The sequence below is a fragment of the Neobacillus niacini genome, from assembly GCF_019749295.1.
GTDB classification, from domain to species: Bacteria; Bacillota; Bacilli; order Bacillales; family Cytobacillaceae; genus Neobacillus; species Neobacillus niacini_D.
Map to the genome: position 1 here is coordinate 365,190 of NZ_JACWFG010000001.1, position 25,090 is coordinate 390,279.

25 protein-coding genes and 1 other annotated feature are annotated in these 25,090 nt (G+C 39.0%); all 25 genes read right to left on the minus strand.

Annotated elements, in window-relative coordinates:
- Window positions 1-19 precede the first annotated feature (19 nt).
- Window positions 20-652 (minus strand): orotate phosphoribosyltransferase, encoded by a 633-nt coding sequence (gene pyrE, locus H0184_RS01625; protein WP_221820112.1) that lies wholly within the window; start codon window positions 650-652, stop codon window positions 20-22.
- Entirely contained in the window at window positions 649-1,365 is a 717-nt protein-coding gene (gene pyrF, locus H0184_RS01630; RefSeq protein WP_221820114.1) for an orotidine-5'-phosphate decarboxylase, read from the minus strand. Before pyrF ends, pyrE begins: the two co-directional genes overlap by 4 nt.
- Window positions 1,337-2,281, minus strand: a complete 945-nt coding sequence (locus H0184_RS01635; RefSeq protein WP_221820116.1) for a dihydroorotate dehydrogenase — start codon at window positions 2,279-2,281, stop codon at window positions 1,337-1,339. Before H0184_RS01635 ends, pyrF begins: the two co-directional genes overlap by 29 nt.
- Window positions 2,278-3,051: a dihydroorotate dehydrogenase electron transfer subunit gene (locus tag H0184_RS01640; protein WP_221820117.1), complete on the minus strand. Its 774-nt coding sequence runs from the start codon at window positions 3,049-3,051 to the stop codon at window positions 2,278-2,280. The genes H0184_RS01635 and H0184_RS01640 overlap by 4 nt, the downstream gene beginning before the upstream one ends.
- Window positions 3,048-6,254 (minus strand): carbamoyl-phosphate synthase large subunit, encoded by a 3,207-nt coding sequence (gene carB / locus H0184_RS01645; RefSeq protein WP_221820120.1) that lies wholly within the window; start codon window positions 6,252-6,254, stop codon window positions 3,048-3,050. The genes H0184_RS01640 and carB overlap by 4 nt, the downstream gene beginning before the upstream one ends.
- Entirely contained in the window at window positions 6,233-7,339 is a 1,107-nt protein-coding gene (locus tag H0184_RS01650; protein ID WP_221820142.1) for a carbamoyl phosphate synthase small subunit, read from the minus strand. Before H0184_RS01650 ends, carB begins: the two co-directional genes overlap by 22 nt.
- A complete protein-coding gene (locus H0184_RS01655) occupies window positions 7,336-8,625 on the minus strand; it encodes a dihydroorotase (RefSeq protein WP_221820143.1) in 1,290 nt (429 codons plus the stop codon). The genes H0184_RS01650 and H0184_RS01655 overlap by 4 nt, the downstream gene beginning before the upstream one ends.
- Window positions 8,585-9,529, minus strand: a complete 945-nt coding sequence (locus tag H0184_RS01660; protein WP_221820145.1) for an aspartate carbamoyltransferase catalytic subunit — start codon at window positions 9,527-9,529, stop codon at window positions 8,585-8,587. The genes H0184_RS01655 and H0184_RS01660 overlap by 41 nt, the downstream gene beginning before the upstream one ends.
- Window positions 9,530-9,688: 159 nt before the next feature.
- Entirely contained in the window at window positions 9,689-11,014 is a 1,326-nt protein-coding gene (locus H0184_RS01665) for a solute carrier family 23 protein (protein ID WP_396953568.1), read from the minus strand.
- A 149-nt stretch (window positions 11,015-11,163) separates the two neighbouring features.
- Complete coding sequence (gene pyrR / locus H0184_RS01670) at window positions 11,164-11,706, minus strand: bifunctional pyr operon transcriptional regulator/uracil phosphoribosyltransferase PyrR (protein ID WP_221820150.1); 543 nt, start codon at window positions 11,704-11,706, stop codon at window positions 11,164-11,166.
- Window positions 11,707-11,882: 176 nt separating this feature from the next.
- Window positions 11,883-12,794: an RluA family pseudouridine synthase gene (locus H0184_RS01675; protein WP_221820151.1), complete on the minus strand. Its 912-nt coding sequence runs from the start codon at window positions 12,792-12,794 to the stop codon at window positions 11,883-11,885.
- On the minus strand, window positions 12,766-13,257 hold the full coding sequence (gene lspA, locus H0184_RS01680) for a signal peptidase II (RefSeq protein WP_221820153.1): 492 nt from the start codon (window positions 13,255-13,257) through the stop codon (window positions 12,766-12,768). Before lspA ends, H0184_RS01675 begins: the two co-directional genes overlap by 29 nt.
- Window positions 13,258-13,334: 77 nt before the next feature.
- On the minus strand, window positions 13,335-13,631 hold the full coding sequence (locus H0184_RS01685; protein ID WP_221820154.1) for a hypothetical protein: 297 nt from the start codon (window positions 13,629-13,631) through the stop codon (window positions 13,335-13,337).
- Window positions 13,632-13,781: 150 nt separating this feature from the next.
- Window positions 13,782-16,553, minus strand: a complete 2,772-nt coding sequence (ileS, locus tag H0184_RS01690) for an isoleucine--tRNA ligase (protein ID WP_221820155.1) — start codon at window positions 16,551-16,553, stop codon at window positions 13,782-13,784.
- A 74-nt stretch (window positions 16,554-16,627) separates the two neighbouring features.
- Window positions 16,628-16,868, minus strand: a binding site (T-box leader).
- Window positions 16,869-16,918: 50 nt separating this feature from the next.
- Window positions 16,919-17,434: a DivIVA domain-containing protein gene (locus H0184_RS01695; protein WP_045515360.1), complete on the minus strand. Its 516-nt coding sequence runs from the start codon at window positions 17,432-17,434 to the stop codon at window positions 16,919-16,921.
- Window positions 17,435-17,526: 92 nt separating this feature from the next.
- Window positions 17,527-18,300, minus strand: a complete 774-nt coding sequence (locus tag H0184_RS01700) for a YlmH family RNA-binding protein (RefSeq protein ID WP_221820156.1) — start codon at window positions 18,298-18,300, stop codon at window positions 17,527-17,529.
- Window positions 18,301-18,329: 29 nt separating this feature from the next.
- Entirely contained in the window at window positions 18,330-18,593 is a 264-nt protein-coding gene (locus H0184_RS01705) for a YggT family protein (RefSeq protein WP_221820157.1), read from the minus strand.
- Window positions 18,594-18,598: 5 nt separating this feature from the next.
- Window positions 18,599-19,036, minus strand: coding sequence for a cell division protein SepF (locus H0184_RS01710; RefSeq protein WP_221820158.1), 438 nt, complete (start codon window positions 19,034-19,036; stop codon window positions 18,599-18,601).
- A gap of 23 nt (window positions 19,037-19,059) precedes the next feature.
- On the minus strand, window positions 19,060-19,728 hold the full coding sequence (locus tag H0184_RS01715; RefSeq protein ID WP_221820159.1) for a YggS family pyridoxal phosphate-dependent enzyme: 669 nt from the start codon (window positions 19,726-19,728) through the stop codon (window positions 19,060-19,062).
- Window positions 19,725-20,549, minus strand: a complete 825-nt coding sequence (gene pgeF / locus H0184_RS01720) for a peptidoglycan editing factor PgeF (RefSeq protein ID WP_221820161.1) — start codon at window positions 20,547-20,549, stop codon at window positions 19,725-19,727. Before pgeF ends, H0184_RS01715 begins: the two co-directional genes overlap by 4 nt.
- Before the next feature lie 74 nt (window positions 20,550-20,623).
- Entirely contained in the window at window positions 20,624-20,893 is a 270-nt protein-coding gene (locus H0184_RS01725; RefSeq protein WP_221820163.1) for a YlmC/YmxH family sporulation protein, read from the minus strand.
- A gap of 101 nt (window positions 20,894-20,994) precedes the next feature.
- Entirely contained in the window at window positions 20,995-21,774 is a 780-nt protein-coding gene (gene sigG, locus H0184_RS01730; RefSeq protein ID WP_221820166.1) for an RNA polymerase sporulation sigma factor SigG, read from the minus strand.
- Window positions 21,775-21,942: 168 nt separating this feature from the next.
- Window positions 21,943-22,662, minus strand: coding sequence for an RNA polymerase sporulation sigma factor SigE (gene sigE, locus H0184_RS01735; protein ID WP_063251599.1), 720 nt, complete (start codon window positions 22,660-22,662; stop codon window positions 21,943-21,945).
- A gap of 45 nt (window positions 22,663-22,707) precedes the next feature.
- On the minus strand, window positions 22,708-23,646 hold the full coding sequence (gene spoIIGA, locus H0184_RS01740; protein ID WP_221820168.1) for a sigma-E processing peptidase SpoIIGA: 939 nt from the start codon (window positions 23,644-23,646) through the stop codon (window positions 22,708-22,710).
- A 274-nt stretch (window positions 23,647-23,920) separates the two neighbouring features.
- Window positions 23,921-25,057, minus strand: a complete 1,137-nt coding sequence (ftsZ, locus tag H0184_RS01745; protein WP_221820170.1) for a cell division protein FtsZ — start codon at window positions 25,055-25,057, stop codon at window positions 23,921-23,923.
- Window positions 25,058-25,090: the final 33 nt, after the last annotated feature.

Sequence of the window (25,090 nt, forward strand, 5' to 3'; positions counted from 1 at the left end):
TCCGGGGCTTTTACTTACTTTATACGAACCTTTTACCCCACTCAGCAGGTGCCTTACTCCAGGATAGTAAACTTTCTTGATCATCACTGCTGATATACCCCTTTGCTATTGCAACTTCTATAAGAGCAGGAAAATCAGTAAGTGATTCACTAATAATACCTTCTTGTGCAAATGCTTCGATCCCTTTTTCAAGTCCATATGTAAAAATTGAAACTACACCAAGGACTTCACATCCAGCTTCTCTAAGAGCTTGAACAGCTGTAAGTACACTGCCGCCAGTAGAGATTAAATCTTCTACCACAACAACCTGTTGACCCTTTTCCACTCTTCCTTCAATTTGATTCCCTTTACCATGACCTTTTGCCTTTGAACGAACGTAGCACATGGGCAGATTCATATTTTCACTTACCCATGCAGCATGTGGAATTCCAGCAGTAGCAGTTCCCGCTATTACTTGTGCACCAGGAAATTTATCAAGAATTATTTTTTGCAGGCCTTTTGCTATTTCTCTTCTAACCTCTGGATAAGAAAGTGTTAAGCGGTTATCACAATATATCGGCGAGCGTAACCCCGAGGTCCATGTAAAGGGATTGTTTGGTTGTAACGCAACAGCATGAATATCTAATAGCATTTCTGAAATTAATTGTTTCATAGTTGAACTCCTCTCCAAGCTTCTATCCATTTATCATAGCTTTTAACTGGATCTATTGATCGTGTAATTGAACGTCCTACAACAATTGACGTAACGCCCGCACTTCTTGCAAATTCTGGGGTTGCAATCCGTTTTTGATCACCCGTATTATCTTCAGGCATTCTTATACCTGGAGTAACCGTGTGAAATTTTTCACCCAAATTCTCCCGAATTTCTGCTGCCTCCCAAGCGGAGCATACCACTCCGTCTAATCCTGCCTCTTTTGTTATTGCAGCGTAGTGAAGAACAGATTGTTTGAGCGGACCCGGAATGAGCTGCTCTTTGTTCATTTGTTCTTCTGAGGTGCTTGTAAGTTGGGTGACTGCGATACACGCTGGACGCTTTCTTCCAGCTCCAGTACCTTCTTCTAGTCCTTCTAATGCAGCACGCATCATTTCTTTGCCTCCGGCGGCATGGACATTTACAAGATCACATTCCAGCTTAGCAAGACCCTTCATTGCACTTTTCACTGTATTCGGTATGTCATGAAGCTTTAAGTCTAGAAAAATACGATGGCCATTTTCTTTTAAATAATGCACAATATCAGGACCTTCCTGATAAAACAGCTCCATTCCTACTTTTACAAAAAGCTCCTGGCTCTTAAAAGACTGTAAAAATTGCTCCACCTCTTTACGATTTGCAAAATCAAGCGCGATGATAAGTGAGTTGTCCATGTTCCTGCCAGCTCCTCCCTCTGCATTCAGTGATATGTTCATAGCCTAATTGGTCTAATAGTATTGGTAATTCTTCAATAATAGTCGGACAGACAAACGGGTCCACAAAATTCGCTGTACCAACAGCAACCGCACTTGCCCCGGCATAGAAGAATTCAATGACATCTTCAGCAGACTCAATACCGCCCATCCCAATGATTGGGATACCTACTGCCTGACTCACTTCATAAATCATCCGAAGTGCGACTGGTTTAATCGCAGGTCCGGATAGACCGCCGGTACGATTAGCTAAGATTGGCTTTCCTGTTTTTAAATCCAATCTCATACCAACAAGTGTGTTGATCATCGTTAAGCCATCCGCACCGCCATCTTCAACTGCCTTTGCCATTTCTACAATATTGGTTACATTCGGTGAAAGCTTAACATAAACTGGAACTTCGGAGACTTCTTTTACTTTCCGCGTTAACTGTTTTGCTACCTCCGGAATCGTACCAAAAGCGATTCCTCCTGTTTTTACATTTGGGCAGGAAATATTCAATTCTAAGGCATGAACATTGGAAGCTTTGGAGATTTGACTTGCCACCTCGATATAATCTTCTTCCAATGAGCCTGCAACGTTGGCAATAATCGGAACATCATACTGAGACAACCATGGAAGTTCATGGCTTACTACTTTTTCTAGACCGGGATTTTGCAGACCGATTGCATTCAGCATGCCTGATGAAGTTTCTGCAACTCTAGGAGTTGGATTGCCGAATCGAGGTTCTACCGTTGTCGCTTTAATCATAATCGCACCAAGTTTACTTAAATCATAGAATTGGCTATACTCTCTGCCAAATCCGAAGCATCCAGAAGCAGGCATAATTGGGTTTTTTAAGGTTAAACCTGGTAACTCGATGTTTAAACGACTGCTCATATTAAAACCTCCCCGGCACGGAAAACTGGACCATCACTGCATACTTTTTTATATGAAACATCATTAATATCACTACTGCTATTACATACACATGCAAAACATGCTCCAACGCCGCAGCCCATTCTTTCTTCTAAGGATAAAAATACCTTTTTGTGTCCATATCCTTTTTCAATTGCTTTCAACATAGGTGTAGGTCCGCATGTATATAAAGAATCAAATTCTAGATCTTTGATAATATCTGTAACAAAACCTTTGCTGCCATATGATCCATCAACGGTTGTAATATAGGTCTCTCCATTTTCCAAGAACTCTTTTTCATAAAAAACTGCTGACTCAGTCTGGAAGCCCAGTACATGGACCACCTTTATCCCTTTTGCAATCAGTTGTTTAGAAAGCTCATACAAAGGCGGAACACCGATCCCTCCGCCAACCAGTAAGGCAGTTTCTCCTTCATGTACTTCATCGACTGGAAATCCGTTGCCTAACGGACCAAGAATATCCAGCAGTATTCCCGGGCCTTTTTCAGCAAGCAGCGACGTCCCTTTTCCCTCTTTACGATAGATCATTGTGAATCGTGAGTTTTTGCTATCTACAGATGAGATGCTTATTGGTCTTCGCAATAAGGGGTCGAAAGACTTATCGACCCGAATATGCACAAATTGACCAGGTGCTTTAATCTCCTTAACAAATTCTGCTTCAACTGTTAGTTGAAAAATATCTTTAGCAATTTCTTCTTGGGAGATGATTTTGCATAATTCCTTTTTTATCATGCAAAAACTGCCTCCTTTTCTTCTACTGCCATAGCTTCTGCTGAGAAATTCATTGATTCAATTACTTTAAGAATAGCATCTGCTGTATCCAAAGATGTTAAGCAAGGAACGCCATTTTCAACTGCTTCACGGCGGATTCTAAAGCCATCACGTTCTGGCTGTTTCCCTTTAGTCAATGTGTTGATAATAAATTGGGCTTCTCCATTATGAATAACATCCAGCAATGTTTTGCTTTCTGAACCAATTTTGCCGATTACTTTAACTGACAGACCAGCGGACTCAAGGACTGCGGCTGTTCCGCTTGTCGCCATTAGCCGGTAGCCGTTCGCCGCAAAGCGTTTCGCAAGTTTTAATGACTCTTGTTTATCTTTGTCTGCGACTGTAAACAGTACTGTACCGAATTTTTGAATGTTCATACCCGAGGCAACTAATCCTTTATAAAGTGCCTTTTCTAGGGTAATATCTTTCCCCATTACTTCACCAGTCGATTTCATTTCTGGCCCAAGCGTGATGTCAACGTTTCTTAACTTTGCAAAGGAGAAGACTGGAACCTTTACATACACGCCGCTTTTTTCAGGAACAATTCCTGGTGTATAGCCTTGGTCAGGGATTGATACCCCTAAAATGGCTTTGGTAGCAATTTTAGCCATAGGAATATTGGTAATTTTGCTTAGGAATGGAACCGTACGACTTGAGCGCGGATTGACTTCTAGTACATATACTTCGTTTTCAGAAATAACATACTGAATATTTAGCAATCCGATAATGTTTAGACCCTTAGCCATTTTTACTGTGTACTCAACGAGCTTTTGTTTAATTCTCTCAGATAACGTCTGAGGAGGATAAACCGCAATCGAGTCTCCAGAGTGTACGCCAGCACGTTCAATATGCTCCATAATTCCAGGTATCAACACATTTTCGCCGTCACAGATTGCATCCACTTCAATTTCTTTTCCTGTTAAGTAACGGTCAATCAAGACAGGATGTTCAGGGTTGATTTTAACTGCATTTTCCATATAATGAAGCAGCTCTTCCTGACGATAGACAATTTCCATTGCCCTGCCGCCAAGTACATAGGATGGACGTACAAGGACTGGATACCCAATTCCATTTGCAATTTCCACCGCTTCCTCTACCGATAATGCTGTTTTTCCAAGCGGCATTGGGATATCAAGTTGTACAAGTGCTTGTTCAAATTTGTCTCTATTCTCTGCCCGATCTAAATCCTCTAGGCTTGTTCCAAGAATTTTAACCCCATTTTCCTCTAATTGTGCTGCAAGATTAATCGCTGTTTGGCCGCCAAATTGTACGACTACACCTAATGGATTTTCTAAATCAATAATGCTCATGACATCCTCAATCGTTAGAGGTTCAAAGTAAAGCTTATCCGAGATACTGAAATCGGTCGAAACCGTTTCAGGATTATTATTAATAATAATCGCTTCATAACCAGCTTCTTTAATCGCTTTAACAGAATGAACCGTTGCGTAATCAAACTCAATACCTTGGCCGATACGAATTGGACCTGAACCAAGAACAATGACACTTTGTCTGTCAGTTACAATCGATTCATTTTCCTCTTCGTATGTTCCATAGTAGTAAGGGGTTTCTGATTCAAATTCTGCTGCGCAGGTATCTACCATTTTATACACTGGAATCATACCCAGATCTTTGCGTAGAGTATAAATATCCTGTTCCTTTTGATTCCAAAGTTTTGCAATTGTTTTATCAGAGAAACCTTTTTGTTTAGCTTCTTTAAGAATATTAATATCCATTTGATTAGAAGCAATTCTTGTTTCTAATTCGATCATTCCTTGGAACTTGTTTAAGAAAAATAAGTCTATCTGGCTCCATTGATGAATGGTTTCAACAGTAATCCCTCGCTTAAGTGCTTCAGCGATATAAAAGAGTCTCTCGTCTCCAGCTTTGCAAATTCGTTTTTCTAGTAATTCATTACTGATTTCTTCTGCACCATTTAATTCAAAATGATATACTCCAGCTTCTAGCGAGCGGATTGCTTTTAATAAAGATTCTTCAAAAGTTCTTCCAATCGCCATTACTTCACCAGTGGCTTTCATTTGCGTTCCAAGTGAACGGTTCCCTGATTCAAATTTATCGAATGGCCATCTCGGTATTTTTGTTACGATGTAATCAAGAGCAGGTTCAAAGCTTGCATAGGTTTTTCCTGTTACAGGATTAAGCATCTCATCCAGCGTTAAACCAACGGCAATTTTCGCTGCAAGTTTAGCAATCGGGTAGCCTGTTGCTTTTGAGGCAAGAGCCGAAGAACGGCTTACCCTTGGATTTACTTCAATGATGTAGTAGTTAAAGCTATAAGGGTCTAGTGCCAGCTGAACATTACAACCGCCTTCTATTCCTAGTGCACGAATAATTTTAAGAGAAACATTTCTTAATAGCTGATATTCTCTGTCACTCAGCGTTTGGCTTGGTGCAACTACAATTGAGTCACCGGTATGAACACCAACAGGGTCAATATTTTCCATATTACATACAACGATGGCATTGTCATTTCCATCACGCATTACTTCGTATTCAATTTCTTTATATCCTGCAATGCTTTTCTCCAGCAAGCATTGATTAACAGGACTATGCTTTAAGCCGCTTGTAACGATTTCGTCCAACTCTTCTGAATTATTACAGATACCGCCGCCAGTACCACCAAGAGTATAAGCAGGGCGAACGATAACGGGATAACCGATTTTTTCTACAAATGCATGCGCTTCTGCTAATTCGTGGATGATTTCGCTGTCCGGTACAGGTTCACCCAGTTCATTCATTAAGCTTCTGAATAAATCGCGGTCCTCTGCTTGTTTAATAGCTGATAACTTCGTTCCTAAGATTTCAACTTCGCACTCTTCCAAGACTCCTGATTTTGACAATTCAACCGCTAGATTAAGGCCAGTCTGCCCGCCAAGTGTAGCTAATAGAGCGTCAGGACGCTCCTTGCGGATGATTCGGCTGACAAATTCCTCCGTTAACGGTTCAATATAGACTGCATCTGCTATTTCTGTATCCGTCATTATCGTAGCTGGATTTGAATTAACAAGAATAACGCGATATCCTTCTTCTTTAAGTGCAATACAAGCCTGAGTACCTGCATAATCGAATTCAGCAGCCTGCCCAATGACAATTGGTCCGGACCCAATCACTAAAATGGAATTTATATCTGTACGTTTTGGCATGTTGTTGAAACCTCCTGTTTTTCCGATTCTATCATGGTGAGAAATTGGTCAAATAAATGGTTTGCATCTTCAGGACCTGGTGAAGCTTCTGGGTGATATTGAACAGTAAAGGCAGGGTAATCTAAATGTTTTAAGCCTTCAACACTGCCATCATTTAAAGCAATATGTGTTACTGCAAGATTTGTATTTAATAATGATTTTTCATCAACTGTATATCCATGATTTTGAGCAGTAATCGCAACTTTCCCAGTCGCTAAATCTTTAACGGGGTGATTAGAGCCGCGATGACCGAATTTCATTTTCACTGTATCGGCACCGCATGCTAAAGCAAATAATTGGTGCCCAAGACATATTCCGAAAATTGGCACTATGCCCAATAACTGTTTAATCATATGGACTGCTTCTGGAACATCCTTTGGATCTCCAGGGCCATTCGAAAGCATGATTCCATCAGGGCGTAATTGGATGATTTCCTCAGCAGTAGTATGATAAGGTACTACCACAACATCGCAATCACGTTTATTTAATTCTCGTAAAATACCATGTTTCATCCCAAAGTCAACGAGCACAATTCTTTTCCCTCTGCCTGGACTTGGGTAAGAGTTTTTTGTAGAAACTCTTCTCACTTGGTCGATTGGAAGTTTTGCCTGTCTCAACTTGCTGATTACCTCATTTGGATCACTTTCTATCGAGCAGATGGCTCCTTTTAATGTCCCGTATTGGCGAATAATCCTGGTTAATTTACGCGTATCAATTCCTGCAATTCCAGGGATCTTTTTCATTTTAAAGTACTCATCAATCGTAAATTCACTTCTCCAATTGGAAGGGAATTCAGCAGCCTCCTTGACTATAAAGCCTTTTACTGCTGGATTAATAGTTTCAAAGTCATCCCTGTTTATCCCGTAATTTCCAATCAAAGGATATGTCAGCATAACAATTTGCCCACAGTAGGATGGATCAGATAGGATTTCTTGGTATCCCGTCATTCCTGTATTAAAGACGACTTCTCCAATTGTGTCCATGTGACTTCCAAAACCTTCACCTATAAATACTGTTCCATCTTCTAAAATTAGCTGTGCTTTCATACTGTTACACGTCCCTTCTCCCAAACTACTTCGCCGCTGGCAATTGTCATTTGCGGCCAGCCCTTACAATTCCAACCGCCAAATGGAGTATTTTTTCCTTTAGATAAAAATTCTTGTGGGTCAATTGCTTTTTCTTCGTCAAGGTTTAATAGAACGATATCGGCAGCTGCTCCTACTTCAATTTTTCCAAAAGGAAGTGAAAAGCTTTCTGCTGGCTTTTTCGTTAAAAAGTGTATTAATTGTTCAAGACTCATAACGTTCTTTAAGACGAAGTGAGTATATAGCAGCGGAAATGCTGTTTCTAGACCAACAATACCAAAAGGTGCCAGTTCAATTCCCTCATTCTTTTCCTCGGTTGTATGCGGTGCATGATCCGTTGCAATAAAATCAATTGTTCCATCCAACAACCCTTCAATTAGCGCGTCCCGATCTGCCCTATCACGAAGCGGCGGATTCATTTTATAATTCGGATCAAGACTATTCGGAATATCATCTTGTGTTAAGAGTAAATGATGGGGTGTTACTTCGGCAGTAACTTTAATCCCTGCTTTTTTTGCATCCCTAATCACACGAACCGATTCTTTTGTACTGACATGGCACACATGATAATGGCAGTCAGCAGCCTCAGCCAGCAGTACATCTCTCGCAATCTGAACTGACTCACAAACCGAAGGAATTCCATTTAATCCATTTCTTTTAGAAAAAGAACCTTCATGGACACAGCCTTTATTGATCAGTGTATTTTCTTCACAGTGTGCGACAATAGCCATATTCACACTTGCAGCTTTTTTCATGGCTTCGAGCATCTTGCTCGCATCTTGAACACCTACACCGTCATCAGTGAAGGCAAATGCTCCTGCATTTTTTAATGCTTCAAAATCGGTTAGTTCTTTCCCAATTTGTCTTACTGTAATGGAGGCATATGGTAAGACCCGGACGTTTGCAGTTTCTTGAATACGCTTCTGCAGCCATTCCATTTGTTCTTTTGAGTCTGGTACTGGTCTTGTATTCGGCATTGCCGCAAGTGTAGTAAATCCACCTTTTGCCGCAGCGAGTGTACCACTTGCAATGGTTTCCTTCTTTTCTCCTCCTGGCTCGCGGAGATGAACATGTAAATCGACAAATCCTGGTGATACTAACATTCCTTCTGCATTTACAACTCGATCAACAGTTGTCTCTATTTGTTTATCAATTTTTACAATTTTTCCATCTTCTATTAATATATCGGCCTGTTTATTTTCACCGTTAGATACTATGTAGCTGGCGTTCTGAATAAGTAGTTTCATTCCCATACACTCCTTTTAGACTTTCTATTGACCTTTTTAGGACAGCCATTCTTACAAACACACCATTTTCCATTTGCTTAAAGATTCTTGAACGTTTGCATTCTACTAAGCTATCAGATATCTCAACATTTCGATTTACTGGTGCAGGGTGCATAATGATACTTTGTGGTTTCATTGTCTTTTCTCTATCTAAAGTGAGTCCAAATTGTTTATGATATTCTGCTGCTGTAAAGCTTCCTTTTTTTTGGTGCCTTTCATGTTGAACACGAAGGAGCATAACAACATCTGCGTCAGCTATAGCTTCATCAATCGGCCTAAATCTTGCAGCACTAAGACTATGATGATCAAACCATTCCCTGGGACCTGAGAAAATAACATCCGCTCCCAGCCTGGTAAGAGTATCTGCATTGGAACGTGCTACTCTGCTGTGCCTTATGTCACCTATGATGGCAATTTTCAAACCTTCAAACTCCCCAAACTCCTGATAGATGGTTAACAAGTCTAGAAGTGACTGCGTAGGATGATGACCGCAGCCATCTCCTCCATTTATAATCGGGATATTTATTTTTTCAACGAGTTCATCAAAGTATCGATCCTGACCGTGGCGAATGACAACGGCATTAACTCCAATCGATTCAAGCGTTTTTACCGTATCGTATAGGGTTTCACCCTTTTGTACACTCGAAGTTTGGACTTCAAAAGGAATAACATCCAGCCCCAGCCTTCTTTCAGCCATTTCAAAGCTCGACTTTGTCCTTGTACTGTTCTCGAAAAATAGATTAGCAGTAAAAAGTTTACCTTCCGGACACCACTTCATCCCCTCAGCAAAACGCTGCGCATCAGATAGAATTTGATAAATCTCTTCGACCTTAAGTTCATTTGTGGTTAGCAAGTGTTTTAACATGCTATTCCCCCATCTCGTTTTTTTGTAAAAAAAGACCCTGATCTTTTTGATCAGGGTGCACTGTTACATACTAAGACCATAAATGTATAGATACATTACGATGGCACTTAGTATTACACCCTTATAGCCTCTCTGGACTACTTTTAAAAGGTTGAAATTTTATGCAGTTTTTTGATTCTCTTTCTCTACAGTTTGTTCAAACATATCTTCACTTACTGGTTCTTTACCCGGAAGGATAAGGTGCAGCAGAACACCAGCTATGGCTGCAAATGCCATTCCTTGTATTTGGAAAGATTCTGATACTTTTATAAAGGCACCGCCAATTCCGATTACGAGAATGACTGATGAGATGACCAAGTTACGCTTGTTGCCAAAATCAATCTTACTATCAACTAGCATCCGTAAACCAGATGAAGCGATGATTCCAAAGAGTAGAATGGAGACACCGCCCATAACAGGTGTCGGGATCGTACTGATTAGTGCAGTAATTTTTCCGATAAATCCAAAGATTGTTGCGAGAACTGCAGCACCAGCAATGACATACACACTGTAAACTCGAGTGATTGCAAGAACACCGATATTCTCACCATAGGTTGTTTTTGGCGGCCCGCCAATGAGTGCAGAAATAATGGTTGCTGTTCCATCCCCTAATATAGAGCGGTGAAGACCTGGTTCTTTAATGTAGTCACGGCCAACTACCTTACTAAGTACAAGCTGATGGCCAATATGTTCAGAAAGAGTTACGATTGCAACTGGCACCATAAGAAGCGCCAAGTCCCATGTTACTTTTACCTCGTAGCTTACAAACGGAATGATGAATTCAGGCATTTCAAACCAATTAGCTTCTAATACCGGTTTAAAATCAACGATGCCGATTGCGAAGGAGTATAGGTACCCAATCACGATACCTGCTAGAATTGGGATTATGCTTAACATGCCGCGCATGTATATGGTACAAATGATGGTCGCTGCTAACGTTACTAACGCTGCGGAGAAATGAATCAAGCTATATTCTCCTGCTGGGTTATTCATTGCCATTCCTACTGCTGTACCTGCGAGCGCTAAACCGATTACGATAATGACTGGACCCACAACAATTGGAGGCAGCAGATTCATAATCCAGCGATGACCTGCTTTACTAATGATCAGTGCGACAATTCCATAGACAAGTCCTGCAAGGAATGAACCAATCATGGCCCCGCCTGGACCACCTGATGCTTTCGCTGCTATTACCGGAACAATAAAGGCAAACGAGGAACCAAGGTATGCAGGCACCTGCCACTTTGTAATTATTAAGAATGCGAGTGTTCCTAAACCACTTGATATCAATGCAATCGCTGGGCTTAACCCAACAAGATAAGGTACAAGAATTGTTGCTCCAAACATGGCGAATAAATGCTGCAGGCTTAAGGTGAGCCATTGGGCAGGATTGGGAATTTCATTTACGTCTAAGATAGGTTTATTGTTCAATGGTTTCTCCTCCAATATCCTTCTTTTTAATGTGTGTTTTTTCTCATAAAAAAACCCTCTTTGTCCATGAGTGTACAAAGAGGGTATGGAAATGCCATGAAAGCTTTTATGATGGCATTTTCCCCTTTGTCAGCCTCACGGGACTGCAATTAAAGGGTAGCTATTTATTTTTCAAAGATACTTACTTGGTCTACTTTATCGACATCTACTAATTCAACAACTACCTTTTCACTGCTTGATGTTGGGATGTTTTTACCAACATAATCTGCTCTTATAGGAAGTTCACGGTGTCCACGGTCAACTAGTACAGCAAGTTGTATAGAAGATGGGCGTCCAAGATCCATAATAGCGTCTAGTCCTGCTCTAACCGTTCTGCCTGTATATAAAACATCATCAACAAGTATAACTTTTTTATCTTTCATTTCGACTGGAATATCTGATCCCTTAACGAGTGGTTCATGATTGTCTGTTTTCTTCGTTAGATCATCTCGATATAAAGTAATGTCCAATTCACCTACAGGTATTGGTTTTCCTTCAATTTCCTCAATTTTGGCAGCAAGTCTTTCGGCAATGAATATCCCTCTTGTACGAATTCCCACGAGGACACAATCTTCAATACCTTTATTCTTTTCAATAATTTGGTGAGCAATTCTTGTTAATGCTCTTCCAATTGCTTGTGCATCTAATACTACGGCTTTTTGGTTCATTTTCAACACCTGCCTAATTTAATAAAAAAACCTCTCACCTTGAGGTGAGAGGTACAAGAGTTTATTAGTATGGGCATAGGTATCCCAACCAATTCATCCGTTTCCTTCTCAGCCTCACTGGACTGATTTAAAGGCATATTCAACTGTTGCTATCGTACAATAATTCGACAAATGTGTCAACGATTTTTTCGTAATTGTTCTAAAACCTCTTCAAACTCTTCCGGTAATGGTGCTTCAAATTCAAGGTATTCATTGGTTCTAGGGTGGTTAAATCCAAGGATTCCTGCATGCAAAGCCTGACCATTGATATCCAATGTTTTCTTTGGACCATACTTTGGATCACCAGCAAGCGGATAGCCAATATATTTCATATGAACACGAATTTGGTGTGTTCTGCCTGTCTCTAGCTGGCACTCCACAAATGTAAAATCCTTGAATCTTTCTATTACATGAAAATGAGTAACGGCATGCTTACCATTATCCACAACGGTCATACTTTGGCGGTCTCTAATATCTCTCCCAAGCGGTGCATCAATCGTACCAAAATCATGAGGAATTACACCGTGAACAATTGCTCTATACTTTCGGGTAACGGTCTTTTCGACTAATTGGTTCACAAGCTTTTCATGGGCCATATCATTTTTAGCAACCATTAAAAGGCCTGACGTGTCCTTATCGATGCGATGAACGATCCCAGGACGCAAAACCCCATTAATACCTGATAGATCCTTACAATGGGCCATTAACCCATTTACGAGTGTCCCTGTTAAATGTCCCGGGGCTGGATGGACTACCATACCGCTAGGTTTATTAACGACTAAAACATCCCTATCCTCGAAATAAATATCTAAGTTCATTTCTTCTGGAATGACATCTAATAATTCTGGGTCTGGTATACTTATTTCAATTTCATCATTTATACTGCATTTATAATTTGTTTTTATCTTTTGTCCGTTGACTAAGACATTTCCATCTTTAATCCATTGTTGAACTTGAGTTCTTGACCAATCTTCATCTAAAGTTGAAATAACCTTATCAATACGGTCGCCTTTTTCCTGTTCAAGAATGGTGTGTACCATTTTCTCCATATGATTTCTCCTTTGTTTCACGCTCATCACGCAGCATTTGAATCATTAATAATACTACGCCAATGACTAAAGCCGAATCCGCAATATTAAATACGGGGAAGTTATAATTGAAAATATACGTATGTATAAAATCAACTACTTCTTTACGCAGCAAACGATCAATAAAATTTCCTATTGCTCCGCCAAGCATAAATGCCAGGGAAACACCTAACAACCACTTACCTTTTGCTTCTTTTTGAATGTAATAAATGATCGCAATAATCACTATAGCGGTTATCACATAAAAGAACCACATTTGACCCTGAAGTATTCCCCATGCTGCTCCGCGATTTCGGTGAGAAGTAATATACAAAAAGTCCTCAATAATTGGGATACTTTCACCAAGATACATGTTTTTGACGATCATCCATTTCGTCACTTGGTCTAATAGAATAATAAAAATTGCGATTAAATAATAAAACACTAAGGAATACCCCCATCTACGAAGACTTTACTTCCTTAGCATTTTAGCATAATCTCTAACGAAACAACAATGGAAGGTTAGAAAAAGCCTGAATTAATTGGTTTCTTATAAAAATGCTCTAAGTTGTCAGAATCCTTCGATGATTTCATTGTCGGCATTATCTTTATTAGATGTTCGGGTAAAGGTTCACCTGATGCTTCACACTGGCCAAAGTTTCCTTCCTCCAGCTTTTGAATGGCAGTTGATATATCTGATAGTTCATCCTCTAATATAGGGATCATCCATTCATTTTTTTGCTTATTTTTTAATGATCTTAAAATTTCTATTTGCGTTTTACGGAGTTCCCAAAACAGCTGTTCCTGCATTGCATTCATAGTTGTAACCTCCGTCAAGTCATTTCTAATATTATCTCCTCTTTAATTAGACTAACTCGGGAAAACATTTGACATCATCAACAACAATTAACGGAATAGGTTAAAAAATGAAAAAACCCCATGAATTAATCATGGGGCATTGTATCATTATTAGGCTAAATGTGTATAGTTTCCTTTAACTACTTCAGCACAGCGCGGGCAAAGCGTTGGGTGCTCTGAATCTTTACCAACCTCAGGTGTTACAACCCAGCATCGTTCACATGTTTCGCCTTCAGCTTTTGTGACAACAATGGCAGCTGTATCTAATTTGATTGCATCTTCAGGTGCTTGCTCATAGCTTCCTGCGATTTCAAATGCAGAAATGATAAATAATTGCTGCACATTTTCGTTAATAGACTTCAATAGCGCCTTTGTATCCTCAGTGACATATAAGGAAACCTTTGCTGTTAATGATTTACCAATGACCTTTTGATTTCTAGCTTCTTCAAGGGCTTTTAGAACATCATCACGCAATTTCATAAACGCAGTCCACTTTTCTTCTAAAGCTACTGCATTATTTAGTTCCTGATATTCTGGCATATCTGTTAATTGAACACTTTCTTCCTTAACATCAGGAATGAATTTCCAAACCTCATCTGCTGTATGTGGAAGAATAGGAGCAACTAACTTCGTTAATGCAAACAATGATTCATATAAAACCGTTTGAATGGCACGGCGCTCTGCATTATCAACCGCTTCGATATATAAAACGTCCTTAGCAAAATCAAGATAAAATGAACTCAAATCTAAGGTACAGAAGTTATTGACAGCGTGATAAATTCCGGCAAACTCGTAATTCTCATAAGCATTGCGAACCGATTTAATAAGCTTATTTAGTTTTACCAGCATAAACTGATCTACTTCTCTTAGGTTTTCGTATGCTACCTTATCCTTTGCTGGATTAAAGTCAGCCAAATTACCTAATAAGAAACGGAAGGTGTTGCGGATTTTCCGATATACTTCAGCAACTTGTTTAAGGATTGCATCGGATACACGAACATCTGCTTGATAATCAACAGAAGCAACCCAAAGTCTTAAAATGTCTGCTCCCAGCTGTTTCATTACCTTCTCAGGAACAACAACATTTCCTAATGACTTACTCATCTTTCTTCCTTCTCCATCAAGTGCGAACCCGTGGCTTAATACTCCTTTATAAGGAGCTTTGCCTGTTACCGCTACCGCAGTCGACAAGGAAGAGTTAAACCAGCCTCGATATTGGTCTGAACCTTCTAAATACAAATCAGCAGGTCGTACTAAGTCTTCTCTTTCAAGAAGGACGGCTTGATGCGATGACCCAGAATCGAACCAAACATCCATGATATCTGTTTCTTTTGTAAACATTCCATTTGGACTTCCAGGATGCGTAAACCCTTCTGGCAATAGGTCCTTCGCTTCACGCTCAAACCAGATATTTGATCCAGATTCACGGAACAAGGCAGAAACATGATCAATGGTTTCATCTGTAATGATTTCTTCACCGTTTTCAGCATAGAATACTGGAATTGGAACACCCCAGACACGCTGGCGTGAAATACACCAATCTCCGCGGTCACGGACCATGTTAAATAATCGTGTTTCGCCCCATGCCGGTACCCATTTTGTTTCTTTAACTGCTTCCAGAAGTTCATTTCTGAAATCTTTAATCGACGCAAACCATTGTGCAGTTGCCCGGAAAATAACAGGTTTCTTCGTTCTCCAGTCATGTGGATAGGAGTGAGTGATAAATGAAAGCTTTAAGAGAGCTCCTGCCTCTTCTAAAGCTTGAGAAATTGGCTTGTTTGCAGTATCGTAAAATAATCCTTCGAAACCAGGTGCTTCACTCGTCATTACACCTTTATCATCTACCGGGCAAAGTACTTCAAGTCCATACTTTTGACCAACATGGAAGTCATCCTCCCCGTGTCCTGGTGCTGTATGAACACAACCTGTTCCAGCATCGGTAGTAACATGTTCACCAAGCATTACCAATGAGTCGCGTCCATATAATGGGTGTGCTGCAAGGATATTTTCTAACTCATTTCCTTTTACCTTTTGAACAACCTCAGCATTTTCCCAGCCTATTTCATTTGTTACTGCCTCTAGTAAAGCTTCCGCCACTAAATATTTGTTTCCGTTAGCTGCAACCACTACATATGTTAAGTCTGGATGTACGGAAATTCCTAAGTTTGCAGGAATGGTCCATGGTGTAGTCGTCCAGATAACAATTTGAACATCAGTATCTAGAACACCTTTACCGTCTTTTACCTTAAAACCTACATAAATGGAAGGAGACTTTTTATCCTGGTATTCAATCTCTGCTTCTGCTAGGGCTGATTCACTTGACGGGGACCAATATACAGGCTTAAGGCCTTTATAAATATAGCCCTTCTTTGCCATTTCCCCAAAGACCTTAATTTGCTGTGCCTCATATTCAGGTTTAAGCGTGATATATGGGTTCTCCCAGTCACCACGAACACCGATGCGTTTGAATTGCTCGCGCTGATTACTTACTTGCTCAAGGGCATATTTTGTACAAAGCTGGCGGAATTCAGCTACCGTCATCTCTTTACGCTTTACTCCCTTATTTGTAAGTGCCTGCTCGATTGGCAATCCATGTGTATCCCATCCCGGTACATATGGGGCATTAAAGCCGCTCATTGATTTAAAGCGAACAATAAAGTCTTTTAATACTTTGTTAAGGGCATGGCCCATATGAATATCACCATTTGCATATGGAGGTCCGTCATGAAGCACAAACATCGGACGATCAGCAGTCCGCTCCTGAACCTTTTTGTAAATATTCATTTCTTCCCATTTTGCCTGAATCTCAGGTTCTCTTTGTGGGAGATTCCCACGCATTGGGAATTCAGTTTTTGGCATTAATAACGTATCTTTATATTCCATTTTCTTATTCCTCCTGTAACACTCATCATAAACAGAATTGCCAATAGACAAATAAAAAAACCCTCTCATCCCATAAAAGGGACGAGAAGGTTTTATTCCCGCGGTACCACCCTGATAAATAGTACGAAAAAGTACTATCCTCTTTAAGATTCGTAACGTGAATAACCCGCCATAACTTACTCTTCTAATTATAAGAGTTTCAGTTTGGGACTCAAGGGTGATCTTCTAATTCTTCACTTTTCCCAGGCTTCCACCATCCCCGGCTCGCTATCAAAAGTTTTTGAAAAATTATACTGTCCCTCTCATTGTCATTATCATTCTTTATTTACCTGTTAAGAAATTATATGCGAAATAATACCAATTCGTCAAGCTAAGGAATCTTCCTCTTGATGGATCTTCAGTTCGGTTGCGTCGACCTCATACTCTAATAAATGATCCCAGTCATCTGTATTTAACATATCAAGCTGAGCTTCTATCAACATCTTAAAACGAGTACGGAATACTTTTGATTGCTTTTTCAAATCCTCGATCTCAAGTGCAATTTTTCTAGCTTTTGAAAGAGACTCATTAACGATACGATCAGCATTCTTTTCCGCCTCTTTAATAATGAGCTTTGCTTCCTTTTGCGCATTACGTTTTACATCTTCCCCAGCCTCTTGTGCAATAACAATCGACTTGTTTAACGTTTCTTCAATATTTACAAAATGACCTAAACGGTCCTTCATTTCGTTTAAACGTTCTTCCATTTCTTTCTTTTCGCGAAGGACTAGTTCATAATCCTTAATAACTTGATCTAAAAATTCATTTACCTCGTCTTCATCGTAACCACGAAAGCCTTTATTAAATTCTTTATTGTGAATATCTAACGGCGTTAACGGCATGATGCCACCTCCAAGAATGTTTCTTCTGTATGTATTTAGTGTATAAGCAAATATTCGACAAACTTCTTCCGGAATCCTGCTAAAACAAAAAATTATTTTTGCTTTCCAACAACAATTCGCCATTTATCTTTTTTGGTTCTTCCTTCAATTGACAAAATCTTCACCCTGCCATAGCCTCTGACTGACAACAAATCACCCTCAGCACATTCAAAGGAATGATTTTCAATTGATGTCCAATTTACCTTAACCAATCCTTGATGAATGAAAAGCTGAGATTTTTGCCTGGAGATATGATGTACACCAGAGATAATGGTATCGAGCCGTAAGGAAGATACAGTGATGTCTTGTTCCATCCATAAATCCTCAACTTTTATGGCTTCTTCAAGGTTTAACTCTTTTAAACGTATTGAAGCCCTGCCGATTGATTCTAAATTACTCTTAATATAGTCACCAATTTCAGCAGCAGTGAAAAATTGAACTCGTCCTTCTTTCATGAGAATGTCGCCAAATTTCCCACGTTTTAATCCTAAAGACATAAGTGAGCCAAGAACTTGGGGATGTTCTATTGAAACAAATTTAATAGGATAGTCGATTTCAAAAAGATTAATTTGAAATTCATTCTCTGTCGGTACTAAATAATCAGGCATTATCAATGCCCTTTTTCTTTCTCCCTCAGAATTCCCCCCAAAGAGTTGATACTTAACACTTCCATTCTCACCTATTATGGTTCTTAAAATATGCTGCTCTCTAGGATCAAGAAAATCAGTAAGTTTAGCTGTATAGCTGGAATCTACAAAATCCTTCCAATGTAAAACTTGATCAATAAATTCTCGTTCCTCCGGGCGAAAATGCTGGTAAATATTCATAATTAACTCCTAAGCTCAATTAATCAACATTAAAAAATTAGATTTTGGATAACTCTTAAACCATTAGGGGCAAAAGATAAAACTAAGAATGCTGCTAAAGGAGAAAGATCCATCATACCAATTGGCGGTATAATTTTTCTAAAAGGTTCTAGAAATGGTTCGCATAATTTACCCAGAATTGTTCCAACTTGTGAGTCTCTCATATTCGGGAACCAGGATAATAGGATATAAATAATAAGCATCCATTTGTATATTCCGATTAATTGGATCAATAGGTCAAAGATCATATCCATTTCTTTTACCACCTCGTATCATGATATTCTTGTTCCTTCACTAATTCAGAAATATTGCCAGATATCTCAACATTATCTGGTGTGCATAAAAAAATACTTGAGCCAATCTTTTGAATATCGCCGCCTAATGCATAAACTGCTCCACTAAGGAAATCAACAATTTGTCTGCCCTCTTCGTGATCAATACGCTGCAGATTTACTACAACTGCACGGCGATTTTTAAGATGGTCGGTTATATCTTGTGCTTCAGCATAAACTCTAGGTTCCACCAAAATTACCTTTGCCCCTTTTTGTACACTCTGCAGACTTACAACATTTTGAGGCTTCGAAGGCTGCTTCTGCTGGGGCTTTATTGGTTCAACCTTCTCATATTCATCCTGATTATTATCATCATAATCATCATCTAAAAAGAAAAATGTTTTTAATTTAGATTTAATCGTCATTTTATTCCCTCCTCAATCGAGCCTCAACCGACAAGTGCAGTGCCGATTCTAATCATCGTGGCTCCCTCTTCAATGGCAATCTTAAAGTCATTAGACATCCCCATAGAAAGCTCAGTACAAGGAGCATAATCAAGATTGAGATTCTTTATTTCTTCTTGGAGCTCTTTTAAGCTCCGAAAACAGCTCCTAAGCTGTTCTTCATCATCTGTAAATGGGGCCATCGTCATTAATCCTTCAATACTAATATTTTCATATGGATGAAGACTTTTTATAAAATCAATTACTTCCTCGAGTGCAAGTCCATGTTTTGATTCTTCCTGTGAAACATTCACTTGGACAAGACATTTCATCTTCTTTATTGCTCTTTTATTTATTTCCTCTGCAAGTGAAATTCGGTCTAAAGAATGAATGTATTCTACCTTATCAATAATATTTTTAACTTTGCGTGTCTGCAGCGTTCCGATAAAGTGCCAGAAGGGCTTGTCCCCTAATACGTTCCACTTTTTTAAAAGTCCATCATCTCGATTTTCACCTAGATTTATTATACCAGCATCCATTGCTTCCTGAGCTCTTTCAATGCTGACATATTTAGTAACAGCTATTAGTTTTACTTCATCAGGAGCCCGATTCACCTTTTGGCAGGCATTGATAATTTGCTGTCTTATATGTATGAGATTTTCTGCTACCTTCATTCGGAGGTCTCCTTCCATCCTATATAACTTAACATTCTTCCCGTTTTCCCGTGGTCACGGCGATGTGAAAAGAATTCAGATTGGTGACAACTTGAGCATAGTTGTGATGTTTGAATATTTTTTTCCGGGACCCCGGCCTTAAGAAGAATCATTTTATTCAGTTTTCGTAAGTCTAATTCATATTGACCTTCATTTATTAAATTATATGGTTTTTTTTCGACATCTACTAGTGTATTTTCTACAAAGTTAATTACATAATCATTAACAATATAACATTTTTCACAAATAGACGGACCAATAGTTACAAATATTTGATCGGCTGGTATACCTTCCTCTGCCCATTTCTCTATCATCTTTCTTGCTATTTCATTTACGGTTCCCTTCCATCCAGCATGCGCTGCTCCAATCATCCTGTAATTCGGAGAAACAAAGAAAAGAGGGACACAATCTGCATAGCAAAGTGTTAATAAAATCCCCTCTTTATTTGTATAAAAACCATCTGTCCCTTTAAAAGCATTTTCATAGGAATCGGCCCCATTACCACGGTCAGTTTTCATAACTTTTTTTATTAGGGTATCATGCGTCTGTTCAGCCCCTACCCAATGCTTCAATGGAAAGTGCAGTAGATTAGCCAGTTTATCCCTATTAGAACAAACAGACTCATGAAGGTCACCAACATGAAAGCCCATGTTAAGATTTTCAAAAAATCCTGTGCTATTTCCGCCATTTTTGGTTGTAATTCCGGCAACAAGCCCAGGAAATTGATTCATCCAATTTTTTATTGAAAAATATGATTGATTATCCATTATAAAGGGTTCCATACTCAAACCTCATTTGTTTTTTTCTAGTTTACCATGAAATGTATAATTGGTCACCGTAATGATGGCGGTGATAACTATACTTCTAATTCTTCTGCAGCCCTTTCATCGACACTTTTATATCTAACCAATATTACATCTTGACCTATTTTAATAATATTTTTCCATGGGATAACAATATCTTCATCCCGGCCAAAAAACCCTAAAACTTTACCGTTACCAGTTACAATAACCGCTTCAATTTTTCCTGTCGATAGATTAATTTCAATATCACCAATGTTCCCAAGTTTTTTTCCATCAGATACATTTACCACATCTTTAATCTGAAATTCAGATATTTTAACCATATCGCTCACTCCCGCCTTTTTTATCCTAATGAAAATATATGATATGATTGCGCAATTTATCTGTAAAAGACAGAAAAAATAAAGCTGCCGTGTGGGCAGCTTTAACTTTGGATATTTTTATTCATTTGTTTAATTGCCGCTTTTTCTAACCTTGAAACCTGAGCTTGGGAAATTCCAATTTCATCGGCCACTTCCATTTGTGTTTTACCTTGGAAGAAGCGTTTTCTTAGAATTAACTTTTCACGCTCATTTAAGCGCCGCATACCCTCTTTTAATGCGATTTCTTCAATCCAGTTGATATCTTTATTTCGTTCATCGCTTAATTGGTCCATCACATAGATAGGATCTCCACCATCATTATAGATGGGCTCGAACAGGGATACTGGGTCTTGAATAGCGTCTAGCGCAAAGACTATTTCTTCGTGAGGGACTTCTAATACTTTTGCAATCTCCTCAGCTGTTGGTTCACGTGAAGTTTCACTCATTAATCGTTCCCTTACTTGAAGAGCCTTATAGGCGATATCTCTTAAGGACCTCGACACGCGAATAGGATTGTTATCGCGCAGGTACCTGCGTATTTCGCCAATAATCATTGGTACGGCATAAGTGGAAAACTTTACGTTTTGACTTAAATCAAAGTTATCAATCGATTTCATAAGTCCAATACAGCCAACCTGAAACAGATCATCAACAAACTCGCCTCGGTTGTTAAACCGCTGTATTACACTTAATACGAGTCGTAAATTTCCGTTAACGAGTTTTTCTCGTGCTGTAATATCGCCCTCTTGCATTTGCCTGAAGAGTAATCTCATTTCTTCATTTTTTAATACAGGAAGTTTTGATGTATCTACGCCACAAATTTCAACTTTATTTCGAGTCAATCCCTTTTCCCTCCTCATAGGAGTTGCTGTACAAAAAACAGTATTTCCTTGAGAAGGAAAAATATGCACTTGTACTTTCTGAGGGATTGCCATGAAAATGTCAAAAATACGATTAACTCTCTAGTTTCAACGGCCTAATCACATGAAAAAAATTCTTTTTTTGTGATATTAGACCATCTTGTTAAATTCTTTTCGTAATCTTTTAATTATTCTTTTTTCAAGCCTGGAAATATACGATTGAGAAATACCAAGCATATCAGCTACATCCTTCTGCGTTTTTTCTTCTCCATTCGTCAGACCGAATCGAAGCTCCATGATTTGCTTTTCCCTATCTGATAATTGGTGAAGCGCCTTTGTTAATAGTTTTCTGTCAACATTCGCTTCTAAATCCTTCGTAATAATATCATCATCTGTCCCCAAAACATCGGATAATAATAATTCATTCCCGTCCCAATCAATATTTAATGGTTCATCAAAGGAAACTTCAGACCTTATTTTGTTATTTCTACGCAAGTACATAAGAATTTCATTTTCAATACAACGGGATGCATATGTAGCCAGCTTAATTTTTTTCTCAGGATTAAAAGTGTTAACTGCTTTAATTAAGCCAATGGTACCAATACTAATTAAGTCCTCAATATTAATTCCGGTATTCTCAAATTTTCTAGCGATATATACAACAAGTCTTAGATTTCGCTCAATTAATATTGATCTAGCGGCCTTATCACCGCCTGGAAGCTTATTTAAAAGCAGTTCTTCTTCATCTTTACTTAAAGGAGGCGGTAAGGCTTCGCTGCCGCCAATATAATAAACTTCATCACTTTTAATTCCTAATTTGATTAGTATCTTATACCAGTAGTAGGATAAGCGAAGTCTCCATTTTTTCACGCAAGTTCCTCCTTCTAAAATAGGTTTTCTACGAGTATAGTATTATTAGCTTACTTTCACTGAATCATCATGCTGCTTAGGTCCGGTGAGCATTTTAGGATGTACAATGCATTGGAAGGCATCATCAGCAGATAATTGCTGCATCGTAAACGACACAAGACCTTTTTCGCATAAATAACTCTCATCCTTTAAATCAATTAATATCGAGTCAGGCTTAACAGCAACGATGAGCTGATGCTCTTGTCCCACCACCCGGCATGGAACTATCCTGAGCCTGTTCTGCCATTCAACCGGAATTTCCTCATTTCCAAGAATCAGAGATTCAGGATCTGCTGCCATTTTTTTTACCGGTTCGGCCATCCCTTCTAAGATATTCTTAATACAAACAAACATAACTGGAAGTTTGGTTATTGGATCATAAAGCTGGTTTCCACTGTCGACAAGCCCTTTAAATGTATAAGAATCACCATTTATTTTTATTGTTACATTAACAATCTGATCAAACTGGATTTTGGTCATTTCCATACCCTCAATATTCCTCTTTGAGAAATGCCAAGCGATTGGGAAACCTAACATAACAAAAAGCCAGCTAATGGGATCACCAAACCCTGTAACATTAGCAATCACTACTTTTGTTGACATTTCTGCGTCAAATTGAACGAAATAATGAGCTCCGATTAATGCTCCTCCAATTAGAAAGGTCGTGACATAAAGAGTCATTAATGCCTTAATGAAAAATGATAATCGTTTATATCCAAATACCACCAAAACCATTACTACAGAAAATAAAAGCTTAGATATCGGATGGCTTGAATAGGCATGTAATGGAGTAAACGAAAATAATATGATCAATGAACCAATAAATCCGCCTGCAATTAACCTCCAAATCTTTATTTTTCTTTTTAAAAAAATGGCTGATAGATACAGGAGAAGGCTATCAAATAACAGATTAAGAGCCCAAATAACATCTAAATAGACAGACAACCAAGCCTTACCCCCTTTTAATGTCACAAGCTATTAGAAGCTTTATGGATATACATAAGGGTGTCTTACCTCTTTATTTCTATTATTCTGTTTAGGAAAAAGTATAACCTACTTTGAGGGCTGAAGTGTGTCACTTTGTGTAATCAAATAAACAGAAATTTTCACTATAAACAACGTATTTTGTCTAATTTCATTTTTAGCTAGGCTGTGTTAATTTTGTCTGCACAGCCTAACAAAAAAGGCATAGCCCATTTGGACCATGCCTTCTTTAATATTATCTTCTACGGTTTCTGTTTCGCAGGAATGTTGGAATGTCTAGTGTTTCTTCTTGTGGTGCATTGTTAGTACGAACAGGTTCTTGTGGAGCTTCTTCACGTTTTTGCTCTCTCTTGATCGTATTCATTTGTGGCTTAGCCGCTTGACCAAAAGCTGGGCGTGTTGTTTTTGGCTGGATAACTTCTTCATTAAAACCAGTTGCAATAACAGTAACAATGATTTCATCTTTATGATTTTCATTAATTACTGATCCAAAAATCATGTTTACTTCTTGATCAGAGGCTGTAGCCACAATATCAGCAGCTTCTTGAACTTCATATAAGCTCAAGTTACTGCCGCCGGTAATATTCATTAGAACTCCTTGTGCACCATCAATAGACGTTTCTAGCAACGGAGAACTAATTGCTTTCTTCGCTGCTTCAGTTGCACGATTTTCTCCGGTCGCCATTCCAATTCCCATTAACGCAGATCCTTTGTTCGACATAATGGTTTTAACGTCTGCAAAGTCCAAGTTAATAAGTCCAGGAACTGCGATTAAATCTGAAATACCCTGAACACCTTGGCGGAGTACATTATCCGCTTCACGGAAAGCTTCAAGCATTGGAGTACTTTTATCTACAATCTCTAACAGGCGGTCATTCGGGATAACAATCAAAGTATCTACTGCCTCTTTCATTGCACCGATTCCACCTGCAGCTTGATTCGAACGTTTTTTACCTTCGAATGTAAACGGACGTGTTACAACACCGACCGTCAAAGCGCCTAAATCACGGGCAATTTGAGCAATAACAGGCGCCGCACCAGTACCCGTTCCACCGCCCATACCAGCAGTTACAAACACCATATCCGCTCCACGCAGTGCGTCTTCTAATTGCTCTTTACTCTCTTCTGCTGCTTTCTTACCAACTTCAGGATTTGCACCCGCTCCAAGGCCTCTGGTTAACTTTGAACCAATTTGCATTTTAACTTCTGCTTTTGATAGATTTAAAGCTTGTGCATCGGTATTAACTGCGATAAACTCTACTCCTTGAACACCATGTTCGATCATTCGGTTTACTGCGTTATTTCCTCCGCCGCCAACCCCAATAACTTTTATAGTAGCAAGAGAATCTAAATTTGTATCAAACTCTAACATGACAAATCCTCCTAATTCGTCGATATTCCTTTT